Genomic DNA, 19,194 nt, shown 5'->3' on the forward strand with positions numbered 1-19,194 from the left:
GATATGAGCGTTTTGGAAACTCCTATTGAATACTTAAAAGGAGTAGGCCCCCAGCGGGCTACCCTACTCAAGAATGAGCTTCAAGTAGCCAATTTTCAGGATTTGCTACACTTGTTTCCTACGCGCTATATTGACCGCACACAATACTATAAAATCCAAGACCTGCAGGATTCCTCGGCCGAGGTTCAGATCATCGGGCGTATCATTCACCTGAAAACTGTAGAGGGTAAAAGCAAAGCTCAACAGCGGCTCGTGGCTACCTTTGTTGATGATACAGGTAGTATGGAACTGGTGTGGTTTCGCCCTTCACAGTGGCTCAAAGATCATTTGCTAATCAATGTGCCTTATGTGATTTTCGGCAAATGTGCCCTCTTTGCTGGAGTCTTCTCCATGGCTCACCCTGAGATGGAAACCCTTGAGGAACACCAAAATACGCTGCAAGGAAATATACAAGCCGTGTATCCTTCTACTGAAAAACTCACCAAAAAGGGCATCAGCCAACGGGTTATGCGCAAGCTCCTTGAGAACCTTTTCACCGAAGTGGGTAAGCACTTTCAGGAGACACTCCCCCATGAGATGATACAACCCCTACGGCTACTGCCAAAGGGAGAGGCACTCTTCCAAATTCACTTTCCTCAGTCCCAAGAACTCTTGGCTAAGGCACAATTCAGACTCAAGCTGGAAGAGCTTTTTTATATACAACTACAACTCATACAGAAGAATTACCTAAACAAAAAACTCCAAGGGTATGTTTTCCCAAAGGTAGGTGATTATTTCAATACTTTCTACCACCAGTATCTTCCTTTCCCTTTGACCAATGCCCAAAAGAGAGTCATCAAGGAAATTCGTAACGATGTAGCCACTGGTGCCCAGATGAACCGACTCCTGCAGGGGGATGTGGGGGCAGGTAAGACCATAGTTGCACTATTTGCTATGCTCTTAGCCCTTGACAATCAGTTCCAAGCCTGTCTTATGGCACCTACCGAAATTCTCGCTCAGCAGCATTATGAGAGTATCGCCTCACTGCTCGCGCCTATGGATATACGCATTGCTCTGCTTACAGGAAGTACTAAGACGAAGGAACGCCGAGAGATACATGAGGGCTTGGAAAGTGGCCAATTACAGATTGTTGTGGGCACTCACGCATTGCTGGAGGACAAGGTCAAGTTTCAGAATTTGGGCTTAGCCATTATTGACGAACAGCATCGCTTCGGAGTGGAACAGCGCTCTAAGCTCTGGCATAAGAACCAGTTGCCGCCTCATGTGCTGATCATGTCGGCTACTCCTATTCCTCGTACTTTGGCCATGAGTCTCTATGGGGATCTGGACGTCTCGGTAATTGATGAACTTCCTCCTGGAAGAAAGCCCATCAAGACAATCCACCAATATGAAACCCATAGAGCGAGGGTGTATCAGTTCCTCCATGATGAAATCGCCAAAGGACGACAAGTATATGTAGTATATCCACTGATTGAAGAGTCTGAAGCATTGGCTTTCAAGAACCTTACCGAAGGTTATAACCAGCTTTACACCACCTTTCCCCCCCCGAAATACACCATAGCCATGGTACATGGTCAGCTCAAGCCTGAAGAGAAGGATGCCCAAATGCGCCTTTTCTCAGAGGGCAAAGCGCAAATCATGGTAGCTACCACCGTAATAGAGGTCGGGGTCAATGTGCCTAATGCCTCGGTGATGCTCATAGAGAGTGCCGAGCGCTTTGGCCTTTCCCAACTACACCAATTGCGTGGCCGTGTGGGGCGCGGTGCCGAGCAGAGCTATTGTATCCTAATGACCGATGTAAAGCTTAGCCATGACTCCCGTACCCGTATGGAGACCATGGTCGCCACTTGTGATGGTTTCCAAATCGCCGAAGTGGATCTAAAACTCCGAGGCCCTGGCGACCTTATGGGAAAACAACAGAGCGGAGTACTTGCCCTGAAAATAGCTGATTTGGTCAAGGACGGGGGGCTACTCAAAATAGCCCGCGACTATGCCACTGACCTCATCCGTATAGACCCTGAACTGGCCGACCCCGCTCACCAGCATGTTGCCCATACACTCAATATGCTCAAGAGGAATAAAGGGATATGGAACCTCATTAGTTAGTGAATAGTGACTAACGACTAATGACTAACTTAAAACTCAAAACTTAAAACTTAATTGTTGCTTTTTTCGGAAAAAATCCGTACTTTTGCGGCGCTAATTAAGTGATTTTTGCAACCACTTTAAATCAAACTTAAAGATATGGAATATTTAGATTTTGAGCTACCTATCAAGGAACTTGAAGAACAATTAGATAAATGTGTTGCCCTTGGAAATGAAACTAATGTAGATGTCTCTGATACTTGTAAAAAACTTAACAAACGCTTGGAACAAGTAAAAAAGGACATCTATGAGAACCTTACTCCTTGGCAACGTGTACAGGTATCCCGACATATTGACCGCCCCTATGCGCTTGACTATATCAATGCTCTCTGTGGTAATACCTTTATAGAACTCCATGGTGACCGTACCGTGGGGGATGATAAGGCTATGATCGGAGGATTGGGAAAAATAGGCGATCAATCTTATATGTTTATCGGACAGCAGAAAGGTAACAATACCAAGAGCCGCCAGTACCGTAACTTTGGGATGCCTAACCCCGAAGGCTATCGCAAGGCCTTGCGCCTGATGAAGTCGGCTGAGAAGTTCAACCTACCTGTAGTTACCTTTATTGACACCCCAGGTGCTTACCCTGGTATTGAAGCAGAGGAAAGAGGTCAGGGAGAAGCTATCGCCCGTAACCTATTGGAAATGTCTCGCCTGCAAGTGCCTATCATTGTCTTTATCATAGGAGAAGGCGCCTCAGGAGGTGCCCTCGGTATAGGAGTGGGTGATAAGGTATTTATGCTAGAGAATACTTGGTATTCTGTAATTTCTCCAGAGTCTTGCTCCTCCATCCTTTGGCGTACTTGGGAGTACAAGGAACGTGCTGCCGATGCCCTTAAACTCACCGCTAAGGATATGAAAGCCAATGGCCTTATTGACGAAATTATCCCAGAACCCCTTGGAGGTGCTCATCGAAACAGAGAAGCTGTTTTTGAAAGTGTCAAAAAAGCAATTGAAGATACCTACAAGAAACTTTCCAAACTCTCTGTAGAGAAACTCATTGAAAAAAGAATGGAAAAATACACCAGCTATGGTGTGTATAAATAATTATAAGAATGAAAAATTGGTTTAAAATCGTATGTATTGCCCTCTCTTTAGGTCTTTTGGCTAGTAGTTGTGGGGCTTTTCAGGGCTTTGCTTGCCCTCATGGCAGAAGATGCTAACCTAAAACCCTATCTATGTCGGCCAAAGTACGTGCTTTTCTATTCAACTTCCTCTGTTTTGGAGCGTTGTTTATCTTGATTCGCTTAGGAATTCTCTGTTTTTTTCCTAATCTTCCTTATCTTATTATCTTTGCCATTACGGGAGTGTTGGCCATAGTGCTCTCGCCTCGCTTTGCTGCTTATGAGGATGAGGGTAAGGAGGTATTGCTTATGCGCTGGATTTTCTTAAAGGGCATACGACAATTCTAAATCCCTAGCTCATGCAGATACAACTCAAAAAATTAGGCAAGAAAAAAATCAAAATCATTGAGGTAACCTTAGAAAAGCAGCCTGAAACGCTCCGAGAACTGATCTCGGAGTGTGTCAAGAGCGAAGTAAAACGCTTCAATGATTCGAGAGAGGATACCTCTCTGATTCCTTTCCTCTCTGCCCAAGAAATAGGAGAGCAAGCCCAAGAGGGAAAAATCACCTTCGGGGATAAGGAAAATAGAACCTTGGCCGACCTCTCCGTGGCCTTGGACACCGCTTTTCTTGCCTTTACCGATGGACTCTTTGCTGTCTTTGTAGATGACGAGGAAGTCAAAGCCTTGGACGCTCCCCTTACCATTACCCCTGAGACGGTTATCACCTTTATCCGACTTACTTTCTTAGCCAAAGCTCCTTGGTAATCTTAGTTCCCCCTTACCCCCTGTGGGCTACGACCAAACTTGCGCTTGAAAGCGCTAGAAAAGTGCGACAGATGCTCATAGCCACATTGAAGTGCTATTTCACCTATAGACTTATCGGTATGTAGTAACAATTGTCGGGCAAGATTCATCTTATAATCATAGAGATAGCCGAAGATGGTATTGCCAAAAACCTCCTTAAATCCATAGCACAATTTCTTCTCATTCATACCTACTCCCTTTGCCAGTTCTGAGATAGAGGGAGTATGCTGCAAATCATGAATAATCAGCTCGCTTACCTCATGTATCTTATCTATATCGGTGTGGGTCTTACAATATTGGTAGTTTTGGTACTTCTGAGTGTTCAAAAGGTGAAACTGCAATAGAAATAATTCCAGCACTTTCAAGTCGGCATATACCCCTGCGGCATTGCCCAAAAGTTCTGTATTATTGAGTTGTTGCAAGATAGTTTGCATTTGAACAGGAGTACAATAACAGCCATAAGGATTGAGCAAGAAACTTCCTCCTCTCTGGTATCGCTCATAGATGGCCATAAAACTATCAGGGTATTGCTGCGCCATTTGAGCAAACTCCGCTTCACTTATTGCAATTGTAATTATTTCTAAATTATCATTTTTGATAAAAATATCCTTCCCTGAACATTCCTCCTTACAGAAAAAAACATTGTGCTCACCTTGACTGGCAGAAACTAACTGCCCTGCTACATCCACACATGATTTCTTTCTAGATTTGATAGCAAAATGAAATCGTACCGAAGGAATTGACATTCGCCCCTCAAAGGAGTAATTTTCCTTTATCTGAGCTTGCCAATTATAATAGGTATGCTTACCTATCTGCTTACCACAAGTTACAAAGGTAACTATATCGTTCTGAAGATACCCATAATAGCGCTCCATTTCCCTCTCATCCTTTATCAAAGGAGCTTCTTGTTCTACAGTCAATTCCTGCAAGTCTTCTGTTGTTAATCGCTTCATCATAAATTTGCTATTGAGATTAAAATTCTGCTATTGAGATTAAAATTTTCGCTATTAAGATTAAAATTTTTGCTATTGAGATTAAAATAAATTAAGTATATTAGATGTAATTTTGCATACTCAACCTTGATACTTAGAACAAAAATAAATAATAATTTTAAATCTCACAAGTCTTTTTTACTATTTAACAAGACTAAATAAACTAAAACACAATTAATCAACTCATTACATTTATGTCAGTTAAGAAGTTTTTTTATCTATTACTCTTTTTTTCTTCCCTTAGCTTCGCACAAAATAAAGGAATGCTTTCAGGGAGAATTGTAGATAAGAGCACAGGCGAACCCTTAATCAATGCCGAGATTATCATCAAGGAAACAGGAAAGGGAACCGCTACCAATGAAAAGGGATTCTACTCATTGTCTCTACCTAAGGGAAGCTACACCATAGGCTTCTATTATCTTGGCTATCAGAGTATTAGTAAAAAAATTACTATTAGTGGAGATACTAAGCAAAATATAGCGCTTACCCCTGAGAAGCAGGAAATCGGAGAGGTAGTGGTTACTGCCAAGACCATTGCTCACCAAAAGAAAGAAGAAGCCATGCCTGTTACGGTGATTGACCTGTCCAATATGCGAGGTACCGTCAGCAGTGTACAAGATATATTGGTCAAGACCGTGGGGGTTACCCTGCGTACCTCTGGAGGGGTAGGCAGTAGCTCTCGCCTTTCTGTCCGTGGCTTGGAGGGTAAGCGTATCGGTTTTTTTATAGACGAAGTACCTATGACCGATCAAACAGATTATATTGACTACAACGATATTCCTGTGGATATGATTGACCGTATCGAGATCTATAAGGGAGTGGTACCTGCCCGACTCGGTGGGTCTTCCCTTGGTGGGGCGGTCAATATTGTAACTCGTGAATATCCTGATAAATATGCAGACCTTAGTTATGGCCTTGAATCCTATAATACCCATAAGATACAAGCCATCTTCAAGCGCAACCTCAAGGAGCAAGGACTTACCTTCGGGGTCGGAGGAGGTTATACCAGCTCAGATAACAATTATTCTTTTGACTCTCCCTATCGCGAGGGCTTGCGCCTGACTCGCAATCATGACAAATATCAAAAAATATTGGCAAGTGCTGGGCTTGAAGCTAAAAAATGGTGGTTTGATAAGGTAGAGATAGAAGCTGTTGCCATAAGAACCTACAAGGAAATACAAGGAATAGAGTATGATATCCGTCAGGCACATAGTCGTTCCTTCGTGATAGGATTGCCTATCAAACTCCAAAAGAATCATTTCTTTTGGGATGGGCTTAACCTTGACATGCTCAATGTGATAGCGCTCTCTCGTATGAATTTTATAGACAAGGCTACCCGCCGTTACGAATGGGATGGCTCCTCCTACCCCACAGCTTCTCGTTATGGAGGGGAAGCAGGCTATAGATATCCTTCTGATTCCGATGACCAAAAATTTACCATTGGCAATAAAACCAACTTGGAGTATTTGATAAACCAGCAGCACTCGCTTAATTTCAATTCGGTACTGGCCTTTGCTAAGGGAAAACCCAAGGACGAACTCAAGCAAATGAGCTTAGGCAAGCAAGTGAATTTTGATTCCCATATGCTCAGTTGGGTCAGCGGGCTTACCTATGACTTCCGTTCTTTAGACGACAAGTTCCTTAACTCTCTTACGGGGCGCTACTATCTCTATACCATGCACACCCAAATGGCTCATCTTTTCGTACCAGGACAATATGATATAGATCTCAACAAAAAGGATTTCGGTATCAATGATGCTATGCGTTATCGCTTTCTTCCTTCCTTTATGGGAAAATTTTCTGTAGGGTATGATGTCCGTATCCCCTCTGAAACGGAACTCTTAGGTGATGGTATCGCTATAGTACCTAGTGGGAATTTACTCCCCGAACGCAATACCAGTGTCAATGTTGGCTGCCTCTTTGACTTGGTTGGCAAGCACCCTACCAATGCTCAAGTGGAACTGAACTTCTTTTATATGTACCTGAAAGATATGATCCGCTATACCGCAGGGGTTATAGGTGCACAATATCAGAATTTTGGCCAGATGCGTACCTTAGGGGTAGAGTTCGAAGCCAAAGCCGATGTACTTCCTTGGTTATATGCCTATGTGAATACTACCTACCAAGACCTGAGAGATGTCCGCAACTATGAGTCTAACAGTAGCGTACCCAACCCTACTAAGGACAAGCGTATGCCCAATATTCCCTACCTTATGAGCAATATGGGATTAGAATTTCACCGAGAAAATCTTTTTGGAGGTACTGGACAGAATACCCGTATCTTCTTAGACTATGCCTTTGTAGAGGAATACTACTATGATTTCGAGATGACCAAGCGCGACAAGCGCCGTATTCCCCGTAGTATAACCTTTGATTGGGGCTTTGAGCATAGTTTTTTCAATAATAAGTTCTTTATCTCAGGAAAAATACGCAACCTTACCAACCAAAAAGTGTTCACCGAGTTCAACCGTCCCCTCCCAGGTATCAATGGAGGGGTAAAACTCCGTGTTATATTCTAAGAAATTAACTAAAAAATCATATTATTATGTATTCAAAAATTTTCTTAACACTATGTGCTTGCGCTGTACTAAGCACCGCTTGCAAAAAAGATGATGAACCAACACCTACACCTACTCCAGAGGGCAAGGAATACACAGGAGATTTTCTATTGGAAACCACTGTGAAAAACCCTGATGGTATGAGCGGAAGCTCCTATGTACAAGTGTTCCAAAAATTATCTGGAACTATCACCAATGATAATGCCGAACAATTAGAGTTCGCCTCCTGTGTACAAGTGATAGGCAAAGACGTCTATATCTTTGACTTGATGAAAGGGACAAATGTTACCCATTGGGTATATGATCCTGCTGCTAAAAAGCTCAATAAAGGAGCCAGCCTTCCTACTCCTGTAGGTTCCTTTGTCGGACACCTAGAAAAAGTAAGTGATACTAAAGCCTATATGCCGCTCTATACTCAAGGAGTAGTATGGATTATCAATCCACAAACCATGAAAAAAACAGGTGAAATTGCCCTCCAAGAGTATGCCCATGGAGATAACAGTGCTGACCCTGCTATGGGATTCGTACGAGATGGTAAATACTACTTATCTCTTAACCAAATAGATCCTAATGCAAGTGCTCCCTATGCTGACTATCTACAAAGTGATGTAGCTATCATCGATGTCCAAACCGATAAAGTTGAAAAAATAGCTTCAGAGAAGACCTCTGGACTCATCTATCCTACCCGTTCTATGGCTCCACATAGCGGTATGATGTTTACTAACGAAGCTGGCGACCTCTATATAGCTACTTCAGGATATTTTGGGTTCAATCCTGCCAATACCAAGTGTGGCTTCCTCTGTATTCCTAAAGGAGCTACTGAGTTTGACACCAATAGGTCATGGGATATCTCCACTACTCCCATCGAAGGTTATGAGCATAAGGCTGCCACTGTCATTAATACACAATATATAGGCAATAACAAAGTAGCTGCTTATGTAGGTATTCGTGAACTAAATGAGCAAAATCCTTATATAGCCAAAAATGTCATGGCTGTTATCATTGACCTTAGTGCTAAAACTATCAAGAAGATAGATGGTATTCCTTTCAGCGATGGACATAGTATAGCTATTGGCAAACTGGAAAATAAGGCTGTTTTTGCTGCTTTCGGAACAGATAAGGCAGGTTTATTTACCTTTGACCCTACTACAGGCGCTGTACAGCAAGTACTCTCTACTGTGGGAAATCCTGCTTATTTCCATGCTTTTGAATAGAATTATGAAATTAGGAAAAATACCCGAAACCATGCTCATTACCTTATGGGCAAAAGCTGAGGAACGCCACTACTCCCCTCCCTTTCTCATAGATAAAAAGGCTGAAGAGATGATTCCTCAGATAGATTATGACTTCTCCAAGTTCAGCCGATCCAAATTCAGCCAAGCGGGGGTCTGCCTCAGGGCAAGCCTTATAGATAAGGAAGCTCAAGCCTTCCTCTCAGCCCATCCCGATGCGGTAGTAATCCAGTTGGGCGCTGGCTTAGACGCTCGCTACGAACGCTTGGGAAGCCCAGCGGTAACCCATTGGTACGAATTGGACTTACCTGAAGTGATTGAATTGCGTAAAAAGTTCTTCAAGGAGAATGATAGGCGTACCTTTATCCCTCTTTCTCTTTTTGATTACCAATGGATAGAGACCATAAAGGCGCATCAGAAGCCCATTCTTATCATTGTAGAGGGGGTACTGATGTACTTTGAGCGTACGCAAGTGAAAAATTTCTTTGAGAACCTTTGCCAAAAATGCGAGAAAGCTACCCTCCTTTTTGACATGTTGGCTTATAGTCTTGTGGGGCATGCCAAAAATCACGATTCTCTCGGCTCTATGGACAAGAAGCAGCGCCCCGAATTTAGATGGAGCGAACTGGATAGCCATATACTTGAGCAGTGGCACCCTCATCTGCATATTGGTCAAGAGTACTATATGAGTGACTACAACCGTGGACGCTATCCCTTTATCTTTAGAATGCTCTATAAGCTCCCTTATTTTTACAAACGGTTTAACCAAAGAGTCATAAGAGCAGAAATTAGTGAAAAGTGAAGAGTGAAAAGTGAAAAAAGAGGCTATCCCAAAGGTTAGCCTCTTTTTATAACTTATTCTACTATTGTGTCTATTTTATCGCAATAAAGCATCTAATTGTGCTTGAGTGATTCGTTTATATACAGTTATATTTCTTCTACCATTTTTTACAGTGGTCAAGGTTAAGTTATCTCCTGTTATAGAAACAAAAATTCTAGTTCCTTCTATTTCAATAGTAGTTTCATTGAGAATAGTAAAAACCTCTCTGTCTGTTTTGTAACGACAAACTCCTGTCTCTTCTTCAAATTCATAGAGTAATGCTTGATTTCCTGTGATTTTCATTGAAATTTTCTTCTGACAATCACCAAGGATTTCTATAACATCATTTTCTATCACGGAAACTACCTGCCAAATCCCATCAAGATTTGCAATTGTTTTTCCTATATTGCTATTACTGCCTCCATTATTGTTGCCTCCATTATTGTTACCGCCGCCATTATTATTACTGCCTCTATTATTAATAGTCGCTAAGATAGCATCTAACTCTGTTTGGTTAATCTTTTTGAGATTTAAGGTTTCCTTCTGTCCATTTTCATCTATGGTTAGTGTAAGTGTATTGCCTGAAATAGAAAAAGGAATCCCTTTTCCATTTGGATCATTTGCATCCTTGATAAGATTACCTTCTATTTTATAGGTTTCTACAGTTTTATCATATTCACAGTGTCCTGTTCCTTCATTCTTATTAAAATCATGAGAAGTCAATTGGTTCTGAGTAAAAACATACACAGATTTTTTTTGACAGTCATTAGGTGTTTGTGGTTGTCCTGCAACTGTAAATGATTCCAATTGCCAAGCCCCTGTAAGGTCTGTTGATGCATTATCATTCTTCCCACAAGAAGAAAATAGCAAAGCTACAAAAGCCATTGCCCCTAAAAAAATTCTTTTCATAAAAATCAATATTTCGGTTTTTATAAGGGCAAAGATACTACTTTTTCTGTAATAAAAAACTATTTATAAAAATATTAACTGTTCTTCGCTTTTCACTCTTCACTCTTCACTCATTAGAACCATAGCAAAACTGTCAGTACCACTGTAAAGATAGCAATCAATGGCCAAACAAACTTAAGCCATTGGTTATAGTTGATATTGACCATAGTCAATGAAGGGAGTATCATACCTGTAGGAGTAATGAGTCCCATGATTCCCATACCAAAGAGGTAAGCACTCACGACCTTGTCTCCCTCTATCCCTACGACAGTGGCCAAAGCCCCCATAATAGGCATGGTAAGCACTGCCATACCCGAAGAGGAAGCAATAAATAAGCTCAATACAGCAAAAACCAACATGAGTATAGGCAAAAAGACCATAGGCGACATGCCTTGTACCAACTCAGTAGCATAGTAGAGGATAGTACCCGATATCTGTCCTTCGTTAAGGATAAAAGAGACTCCTCTGGCAATCCCTATGATAAAAGCTACTCCTAGGAGATCCCTCGCCCCTGTAAGGAAATGATCTATAAAGGGTTGTTCACCTGTACGCTGGATTATAGCTATCACTATAGCTGCGACCAAGAAGAGACCTGTCATCTCTTGGAACCACCAGCCCCACTGGGAGACGCCTATGATCATCACTATGAAAGTCAGGGCAAAGATAAATAGCTGTATTTTGGTAGAAGTTTTGAGTTTTGTGGTAGCCTCTGCTGTATTGGTAGCATAGATTTCTGGAAGTGCTACTCCATAAACTAACGATTTTTCAGGATGTTTCCTTACTTTTTCTGCATAGCGAATGATATATATAATACTGATAACAAGGCATAGTACCAAGGCTATCGCACGTATAGTAAGACCTGAAGTCCAATCCACCCCTGCTGCATCGGAGGCAATAATCACCGCAAAAGGATTGGTAGTGGAGGCCATAGAACCTACATTGGCTCCTATATAAATCACCGCCAAAGGTACTAACAAGTCATACCCCGCTGCTAAAAAGATAGGCACCAACATAGGGTAAAAAGCTAAGGTTTCTTCTGCCAAACCAAAAGAAGTACCTCCTAATGCCATAAGAGTGGAGAGCACGATAATAAGTATTCCTTCCTTTCCCTTAAAACGATGTGCCAAATAGCCCACTCCCTCATTCAGTGCTCCCGAACTGTTGAAGACACCAATGAATCCTCCTATAAAGAGGACAAAAAGAATCAGGCTCACCGTCTCATAAATCCCCTTGATCGGAGCAAAAAGAATTTCCAAAAAGCCTTGTGGAGTAGCCTCTCGCTGCTTGTAGGTATTGGGGACAGAGATAGGGTTCTTGATCTTCTGCTCCTTGAACTTCTCTAGGCCAATGGAGATATTACGGCTGGTAAGTGCTTCTTTGGTAGCAGCGACCTCTTGGGTCTTGTCCGCACTCTGAATAACAAATACATCTTTGTCCTTATCATACCAAAGGGTATCATAGCCTCCAGCAGGCAGTAAATAAGTAAGGGCGGCCGCCAAACACATCACAATCACAAGGACTGTATAGGGTGTAGGAAATTTTAGCTTCTTCATTTTTAGGATTAAAGGGTTATGAAAAAGATATCATATTTTGCATATGACAAAATAATTACTTAACAAAAAAGCTAAAATTCATTACACTTAGAGTCACTCATCTACCACAATTATACCTCTAAAAAAGAATATCAGCTCAGGGAACAAAAGTACAAATTTATTACCTCTTTTCCAAAAGTATTTTCCGATAATCTTAATTTTATAGGAATTTTTACCCATATAGCTATTAATCAGTTTTTTGCCCCTAATAATTAGCTCTTTTTCTAATTAACTAATTAGTTAATTCATTTTTTCCTTTGGCATGAAATTTGTATCTTTGCCACACATAAACAACATATACTATCTAAAAAGCATTATTTATGGCAAAAATCAAATACTATTACGATACCGAAACGCTCTCTTTCAAACAGATAGATAACAGAAAAAGACGTCTCAAGTATATGTTTTTTTTCTTGCTTTCTTCTTTTCTTTTTGCCCTAATTTTGGTAGTGATCCTCTATAATATCAACTTCATGCAGACTCCTAAAGAGCTTTCCCTTAGGCGGGAGCTGAAAGAAAATGAAACACAATTTGCCATTCTCAATAGGAAAATGCAGCAAATGGAAGAGGTATTAGACCATATTGCTGACAGGGACAATACGCTTTACCGTACTTATTTTGAAATGGCACCTATCCCCGATGCTCAGCGAAAAAGTGGCTTCGGAGGGGTGAACCGATATGAAGATTTAGAAAAATACACCAACTCTACGTTGCTTATCGATATGACTAAGCGCTTGGAAACCTTAGAGAAACAGCTAGCTATACAATCCAAATCCTTGGACGATATTGCAGCCTTGGCCAAGGAGAAAGAAAAACTCCTACAATCCCTTCCTGCTATTCAGCCCGTTCAGAACAAAGACCTCAAGCGTATGGCATCGGGCTATGGTTTCCGTACCGATCCTTTCACAAAGGTCAGAAAATTCCACTATGGTATGGACTTCTCCGCCCCTACAGGTACTTCCGTCTATGCCACTGGCGATGGAGTGGTTACCCGTGCTGATAACAATTCCTCTGGTTATGGAGAGCATATACGTATAGACCATGGCTATGGCTACGAAACGCTCTATGGACACCTCAGCCAATACAATGTACGCCCAGGACAAAAGGTAAAACGTGGCGATGTGATCGGCTTTGTAGGTAGTACAGGCCGCTCCGAAGCGCCTCACTTGCACTACGAGGTAAAGAAAAACGGCGAACACCTCAATCCTATCAACTTCTACTATGGTAGCCTCTCTGCCGAGGAATATGCTGAAATGCTTAAGAAATCTAACCAAGGTAACCAATCCTTAGACTAATGGAAATCCCTAACCAAAAGCACTACTATTCTATAGGAGAACTGGCCGAAGCCTTTGGGGTGAATACCTCGAAAATTCGTTTTTGGGAGAAAGAATTTGACTTTCTTTCCCCCTGCAAAAGCCTATCGGGCACCCGACGCTATACTCAAAAAGATATAGAAAATTTCCGCTTGGTTTATCACCTGGTAGAAGAAGAAGGCTATACGCTGGAGGGTGCTAAAGCCAAACTCAAAAGACAACCCAAGCAACTGCTCTCCACCCTTGAAATCATAGACAAACTCAAGGCTATCAAAGAACAATTGTTGGCTATCAAAAATGAACTATAAGTCCTCCCTCAGTTGCAATAGTGCTACATTTTCTATATGATAGGTCTGGGGAAACATATCCACTGGACGTATCTTGACCACTCTGTACATAGGTGCCATCAGTGCCAAGTCTCTGGCTTGGGTAGCACTGTTACAGCTGACATAGACCACCCGCTGGGGAGCGATCCTGAGAATCTGAGCTACCACGTCCTTGTGCATACCATCGCGAGGAGGATCGGTAATAATCACATCGGGAGTGCCATGAGTGGCGATAAACTCTTCATTGAAGATATTTTTCATATCTCCTACGAAAAATTCCACATTGTCTATCTGGTTGTTACGTGCATTCTCCTTGGCATCGGCTATAGCTTCAGGTACGGCCTCTACCCCTATGACTTTTTTAGCTTTTCGGGCAACAAATTGGGCAATAGTGCCTGTCCCTGTATAGAGGTCATAGACGAGCTCTTCACCTGTTAGGGCAGCAAAATCACGGGTAACCTTATAAAGCTCATAGGCCTGAGTGGAATTGGTTTGGAAGAACGACTTGGCATTGATCTTAAACCGTAAGCCTTCCATCTGCTCATAGATAAAGTCTCGCCCATGGTAACATATCACCTCTTGGTCATAAATAGTATCATTGGGCTTATTATTGATGATATATTGTAGGGAGGTGATTTGAGGAAATTGTGCCAAAAGATAATCCAAGAGCTGCTCTCGCTCATGTTGCTGCTCCTCTAAGAACTGAATGACAACCATCAGCTCGCCTAGGGAAGTAATACGTATCATAATAGTACGCAACCACCCTATATGGGTTCTAGGATTGTAGAAGGTATACCCTTGGGAGAGCGCGTATGCCTTCAGCGTATTGCGAATAGCATTGGACGGATCTTGCTGGAGGTGACACTTATGAATATCCAATACCTTGTCCCACGCCCCTGCTATATGAAAGCCCAAGCCATTGCGACTGTCTATAGTCTCTTTGGAAGCTATCTCTTCGGGGGTGAGCCAGCGGGTCTCGCTAAAGGAGAATTCTATTTTATTGCGGTAGAAATACGGTTTCTCACAGCCCAAAATAGGCAAAGTCTCCTCTGGGACTATTCCTCCCAAGCGCTTGAGGTTATTGACCACCTCTTGCTGCTTATAGAAGAGTTGGCTCTGGTAGTTCATATGCTGCCACTGACAGCCCCCACAATAGGTAAAGTGTTCGCATACAGGCGTCTCCCTCTGTGGTGAATACTGGTGAAACTTTACCGCTATTCCCTCATAGAAAGCCTTTTTTTTCTTGGTAACTTGTATATCCACCACATCTTCAGGAACAGCATTTTCAACAAAGATGACACGCCCATCGGGGGCGTGTGCGATGCTTTTGCCTTTTGCCCCAGCATCGGTTATGGTAATATTTTCTAATAAGAGAGGTTTCTTTTCTTTTTTCATTCTTTAGAAGACAGATTTTAGGGGTTAGACAACTGCTAACCCCTATTGGTATTATCCTAAATAAGTTTTAAGGATTTTACTTCTTGAAGTGTGCTTAAGTCGGCGAATAGCCTTCTCCTTAATTTGTCGTACGCGTTCGCGGGTCAGCTCGAAAGTCTCTCCGATTTCCTCAAGGGTCATAGGGTAGTTTTCCCCAAGCCCAAAGTAAAGACGTATCACATCGGCCTCACGTGGGGTGAGGGTTTCTAAGGCACGTTCTATCTCTGTTTTGAGCGATTCGTGCATGAGTTCCTTATCAGGATTAGGTGACTCCCCACTGCGCAAGACATCGTATAGGTTGGAGTCCTCCCCTTCTACCAAGGGGGCATCCATGGAAATATGTCTACCCGAATTCTTCATGGATTCTTTTACATCATTGACCGACATATCCAGTTCCTTTGCAATTTCCTCAGCCGAAGGCACACGCTCATGGGTCTGTTCCAAATAGGCATAAGTCTTATTAATCTTATTGATAGAGCCTATTTTGTTCAGCGGCAAGCGCACAATACGCGACTGTTCTGCCAAGGCCTGCAAGATAGACTGGCGAATCCACCATACCGCATAGGAGATGAACTTGAATCCACGCGTCTCATCAAAGCGTTGGGCTGCCTTAATTAGTCCCATATTCCCCTCATTGATAAGGTCAGGCAAGGTAAGTCCCTGGTTTTGGTATTGCTTGGCTACAGAGACCACAAAGCGCAAGTTGGCCTTAGTTAGGCGTTCAAGAGCGATCTTATCTCCTGCCTTAATACGTTGGGCAAGCTCCACTTCCTCATCGGCAGAAATCAAATCTACCTTACCAATCTCTTGTAAGTACTTATCCAAAGAGGCTGTCTCTCTATTGGTAACCTGCTTGGTGATTTTAAGCTGTCTCATTTATAGTGATCAATTGTTAATTGTTAATTGTTAGTTGTCAGTTATTAGTTGTCAGTTACTAGTTGTTAGTTGTTAGTTGTCAGGGATTAGTGGTTAGTCACTAGAGAAGTGTAATTAACAAAAATCATTCCAAATTATAGTTTGTTAGCTACATTTAACTTACAAACCTTATAATATAACTATATTTAACCCCAACTTCCTCTTTATAATTCATTTTCCTTGTGTTTGTCATGAAAAGTGTCAGATTCGCTGACAGTGTCTTAAAGAAAAAATGTCAGTTGAGTATATACGACATTTTTCCATTTTTATTTTGTTTCCTTAAAAAAAAACGTATCTTTGTAGCTAGAAATACAGCTATTATTTTTCATTATGCTTATTGCACCTTCCTTATTAGCGGCAGATTTTGCCAACTTACAGAGAGACATTGAGATGGTCAACCGTAGCCAAGCCGATTGGTTCCATATAGATATTATGGATGGGCTTTTTGTGCCCAACATCTCCTATGGGATGCCTGTGGTCAAGGCCATCAAAGCACATGCTCAAAAACCCTTGGATGTACACTTGATGATTGTGGATCCTGACCGATATATTTCCGAATTTGCCCGCTTGGGTAGCTATACCCTCTCGGTACATTACGAGGCTTGTACACACTTGCATCGTACCCTTCAAGCTATAAAGCATGAGGGCATGCTCGCAGGAGTCGCCCTGAATCCTCACACTCCTATCCATGTACTGGAGGATATTATCACTGAGGTGGATTTGCTGCTTATCATGAGTGTTAACCCTGGTTTTGGTGGGCAATCTTTTATAGAAAACACCTACAAAAAAGTATCTCAAGCTAAGGAGTTGATCCTCAAATCTCATGCCAAAACTTTGATAGAGGTAGACGGTGGGGTCAATGCCCAAAATGCTCCCAAATTGGTAAGCGCCGGTGCCGATGTATTGGTGGCAGGAAATTTTGTTTTCTCTGCCCCTGATCCTGAGAAAACCATTGCCGAGCTAAAAAAAGACTGACAAACTACTGAAACATTATGTTTCTACACTTAATAAACTAAAACATAAAAGACTAAAATATGGAAATAGAACAAGGGTATAAAATACAAGCCGCTCCACAGTGGGCGGATACCTTAACCGACGAACAGCTCATCAAGCTGTGCGAAGATTCACCCTTCGCCACAGAACAAATTGAGGAGGGAAGGGATTTCTGCTATTTACTCAATAAGTATTATTATGTAGATGACCAGCAAAATGCAGACTATGCCCTGATGGCTTATACCCTTACCCAACCTGAGAACCTGGAACGTGCCTCCATGAACGATATGGTCTTGGAGGAAAACGAGTGCTATGAGATCCATCGTATTGCGGTGATCCGTGAGGGCGAGTATATAGATAAGCTCCCCGATACCAATATCAAAGTGCTTGACAATGAAAACAATAGCAACGGAGGTATTCTTAGCAAATCTAAGAAAATCAACGTTTCTATCCGCGATCTACGCCTCTATGACATTCTTATCTTGGAGGACACCCGTACCAAGGTGTTTTCTGAAAAAGAGTTTGTACGCCGTGACTTTGTAAAGCATATCTACCTGACCCCCGATACTTATTGGGCGTATGGAAAGTACCATTACAAATTTATCAATAACCGAGAGAAAAAAGTGGCCTATAAGCGCTTTTTCTTCCGCGATAGTGAAGGAAATGCCATAGAGCAGCCCGTTGAGTACTTGGAAAAAGGGGGTGTGTTTGAGATAGAACACACCAACTATATCAATCCCGTGGATCCCAATCGGGAGATCTTTCCTTTCATTGATTTCGCTACCGAAAGCACTTGGAAAGAGCTCTCCAACTACATCTATCCCTTGTATGAGGACGTACTGAAACAGTCCGACCTCAGAGCCTTTGCCCCTGAGCTGGTAGAGAAGTTAGACCAACTACCTTCCTTAGACGAACAGATGCAGTTCGCCATTGAGTACGTACAGAACAACATCTATTATACTTACAATGCGGATGAGATGAACGGACACAAGCCTCAAGAGCCTGCTATCACCTTTCAAAACAAGCAGGGCGATTGCAAGGCAAAATGTGTACTGCTCAAGACAATACTCGATTACTTGGAGGTAGATTCCTCTATCGTGCTTGTCAATTACAATGCGGATTTTTACCTGAAGTATTACCTACCTTCATTGCTATCATTCAATCATGTTATCGTAAAAATAAACCACCATGCCAAGGATTATTTCATAGATGCTACCTCTCGCAACGAATTTGGCCGCTTGGAGAAACGCACCGTGCTAAGCTTCTGCCACTACATGGAAATCAAGGAAAATGCAAGCCTCCAAGTACGAGCAGCTACTTTCTTTGACCTGCCTTGTATTGACGAACATGTAAAGGTCGTGGTAAATGGTGATAAAGGCAAAATAAGCCTCAATACCACCTACCGCTACAACCGCGCCAACAATATGCGCAATTATTTCAAGCAGACCAACAAAAAAGAACTCATTGACGGCTGGAACCGCTTCCTCTTCTATAACCTCAATTATATCAACGATAGAAGCGAACAAGACATCCGTGAGATTTTCAAGGATGCTAGTATCAAGATAGAAAAGGACGACAAGGAAGAAAACGAACTGACCATTGCCTACGAGGCCACTATCCTAAAACCTTACTTTACTAACAAGGAAGGGCGAGAGTTTCTCATGTACTTTGATCATTCGGTACTCAAGAAAGACTTGCTTGATTTCCGCCATAAGGATAGCAGCTATTGGCATAACTATGACAGCGAACACTATATCATAGAGCTATATGCGGATAAGCCTATTGATACCAAAGAAAAATACACCACCCAGGAATTGGACATCTGTAATGATTTTTTTGCTTACACAAGTAAGAAAACCATTGGGAAAACCTTTGGAAAAGTAGAAATTTCCTACAATCCGCTGACCAATATAGAGATTACCCTTAGTAGAATCCAAGAGCTTAAGGACGATTACAATCGCATCGGTGATAGTAACTTTGGCTTAGGAATTGATATACTTCCCAAAGGACTTTGGGGCAAAATAAAATCTTGGTTTAGTTAAATTCTTTCCAT

Annotated in this window: 16 protein-coding genes; 11 read left to right on the plus strand and 5 right to left on the minus strand. The window is 42.0% G+C overall.

Going from position 1 to position 19,194, the window contains the following annotated elements:
- Positions 1-3 precede the first annotated feature (3 nt).
- From recG to HMPREF9331_RS03170, 4 genes are all read left to right on the plus strand, one after another.
- Complete coding sequence (gene recG / locus HMPREF9331_RS03155) at positions 4-2,106, plus strand: ATP-dependent DNA helicase RecG (protein ID WP_016419707.1); 2,103 nt, start codon at positions 4-6, stop codon at positions 2,104-2,106.
- 138 nt (positions 2,107-2,244) lie between these two features.
- Positions 2,245-3,195 (plus strand): acetyl-CoA carboxylase carboxyltransferase subunit alpha, encoded by a 951-nt coding sequence (locus HMPREF9331_RS03160; protein WP_016419708.1) that lies wholly within the window; start codon positions 2,245-2,247, stop codon positions 3,193-3,195.
- 131 nt (positions 3,196-3,326) lie between these two features.
- Positions 3,327-3,560 (plus strand): hypothetical protein, encoded by a 234-nt coding sequence (locus tag HMPREF9331_RS03165; RefSeq protein WP_016419709.1) that lies wholly within the window; start codon positions 3,327-3,329, stop codon positions 3,558-3,560.
- An 11-nt stretch (positions 3,561-3,571) separates the two neighbouring features.
- On the plus strand, positions 3,572-3,979 hold the full coding sequence (locus HMPREF9331_RS03170; protein WP_009642119.1) for a hypothetical protein: 408 nt from the start codon (positions 3,572-3,574) through the stop codon (positions 3,977-3,979).
- A 2-nt stretch (positions 3,980-3,981) separates the two neighbouring features.
- On the opposite strand, the gene HMPREF9331_RS03175 is transcribed toward HMPREF9331_RS03170, so the two are convergent.
- Positions 3,982-4,971: a helix-turn-helix transcriptional regulator gene (locus HMPREF9331_RS03175; protein WP_016419710.1), complete on the minus strand. Its 990-nt coding sequence runs from the start codon at positions 4,969-4,971 to the stop codon at positions 3,982-3,984.
- Positions 4,972-5,204: 233 nt separating this feature from the next.
- Between HMPREF9331_RS03175 and HMPREF9331_RS03180 the strand changes: the two genes are divergently transcribed.
- Genes HMPREF9331_RS03180 through HMPREF9331_RS03190 form a run of 3 tightly spaced genes read left to right on the plus strand, consistent with a single transcriptional unit; the run spans position 5,205 to position 9,602 of the window.
- Positions 5,205-7,529 carry a TonB-dependent receptor gene (locus tag HMPREF9331_RS03180; protein ID WP_040356915.1) on the plus strand — a complete coding sequence of 775 codons (2,325 nt, stop codon included), beginning with the start codon at positions 5,205-5,207 and terminating at the stop codon, positions 7,527-7,529.
- A 26-nt stretch (positions 7,530-7,555) separates the two neighbouring features.
- Positions 7,556-8,782 (plus strand): hypothetical protein, encoded by a 1,227-nt coding sequence (locus HMPREF9331_RS03185; RefSeq protein ID WP_016419712.1) that lies wholly within the window; start codon positions 7,556-7,558, stop codon positions 8,780-8,782.
- 31 nt (positions 8,783-8,813) lie between these two features.
- Entirely contained in the window at positions 8,814-9,602 is a 789-nt protein-coding gene (locus tag HMPREF9331_RS03190; protein ID WP_016419713.1) for a class I SAM-dependent methyltransferase, read from the plus strand.
- A gap of 75 nt (positions 9,603-9,677) precedes the next feature.
- Here the strand turns inward: HMPREF9331_RS03190 and HMPREF9331_RS03195 are convergent, their stop codons facing one another.
- Together HMPREF9331_RS03195 and HMPREF9331_RS03200 are read right to left on the minus strand one after the other, a co-directional pair.
- On the minus strand, positions 9,678-10,529 hold the full coding sequence (locus HMPREF9331_RS03195; protein WP_016419714.1) for a lipocalin-like domain-containing protein: 852 nt from the start codon (positions 10,527-10,529) through the stop codon (positions 9,678-9,680).
- Between the two features lie 113 nt (positions 10,530-10,642).
- A complete protein-coding gene (locus tag HMPREF9331_RS03200; protein ID WP_016419715.1) occupies positions 10,643-12,121 on the minus strand; it encodes a YfcC family protein in 1,479 nt (492 codons plus the stop codon).
- Positions 12,122-12,480: 359 nt separating this feature from the next.
- On the opposite strand from HMPREF9331_RS03200, the gene HMPREF9331_RS03205 reads away from it, so the two are divergent.
- Both HMPREF9331_RS03205 and HMPREF9331_RS03210 read left to right on the plus strand, forming a co-directional pair.
- Positions 12,481-13,455: a M23 family metallopeptidase gene (locus HMPREF9331_RS03205; RefSeq protein WP_016419717.1), complete on the plus strand. Its 975-nt coding sequence runs from the start codon at positions 12,481-12,483 to the stop codon at positions 13,453-13,455.
- The gene (locus tag HMPREF9331_RS03210; protein WP_016419718.1) at positions 13,455-13,781 is read left to right on the plus strand and encodes a MerR family transcriptional regulator; all 327 of its coding nucleotides are present in this window, start codon (positions 13,455-13,457) and stop codon (positions 13,779-13,781) included. The genes HMPREF9331_RS03205 and HMPREF9331_RS03210 overlap by 1 nt, the downstream gene beginning before the upstream one ends.
- Here HMPREF9331_RS03210 and rlmD read toward each other — a convergent pair.
- Both rlmD and HMPREF9331_RS03220 read right to left on the minus strand, forming a co-directional pair.
- Positions 13,776-15,194 (minus strand): 23S rRNA (uracil(1939)-C(5))-methyltransferase RlmD, encoded by a 1,419-nt coding sequence (gene rlmD / locus HMPREF9331_RS03215; RefSeq protein ID WP_016419719.1) that lies wholly within the window; start codon positions 15,192-15,194, stop codon positions 13,776-13,778. The genes HMPREF9331_RS03210 and rlmD overlap by 6 nt on opposite strands.
- Positions 15,195-15,245: 51 nt before the next feature.
- Entirely contained in the window at positions 15,246-16,109 is an 864-nt protein-coding gene (locus HMPREF9331_RS03220) for a sigma-70 family RNA polymerase sigma factor (RefSeq protein ID WP_009642063.1), read from the minus strand.
- A 369-nt stretch (positions 16,110-16,478) separates the two neighbouring features.
- Here HMPREF9331_RS03220 and rpe point away from each other — a divergent pair, with 369 nt between their 5' ends.
- Both rpe and HMPREF9331_RS03230 read left to right on the plus strand, forming a co-directional pair.
- Positions 16,479-17,123: a ribulose-phosphate 3-epimerase gene (gene rpe / locus HMPREF9331_RS03225; RefSeq protein ID WP_016419720.1), complete on the plus strand. Its 645-nt coding sequence runs from the start codon at positions 16,479-16,481 to the stop codon at positions 17,121-17,123.
- 59 nt (positions 17,124-17,182) lie between these two features.
- Entirely contained in the window at positions 17,183-19,183 is a 2,001-nt protein-coding gene (locus HMPREF9331_RS03230; protein ID WP_009642116.1) for a DUF3857 domain-containing protein, read from the plus strand.
- The last annotated feature ends 11 nt before the right edge of the window (positions 19,184-19,194 follow it).

It is taken from the genome of Capnocytophaga granulosa ATCC 51502 (assembly GCF_000411115.1).
GTDB lineage: Bacteria > Bacteroidota > Bacteroidia > Flavobacteriales > Flavobacteriaceae > Capnocytophaga > Capnocytophaga granulosa.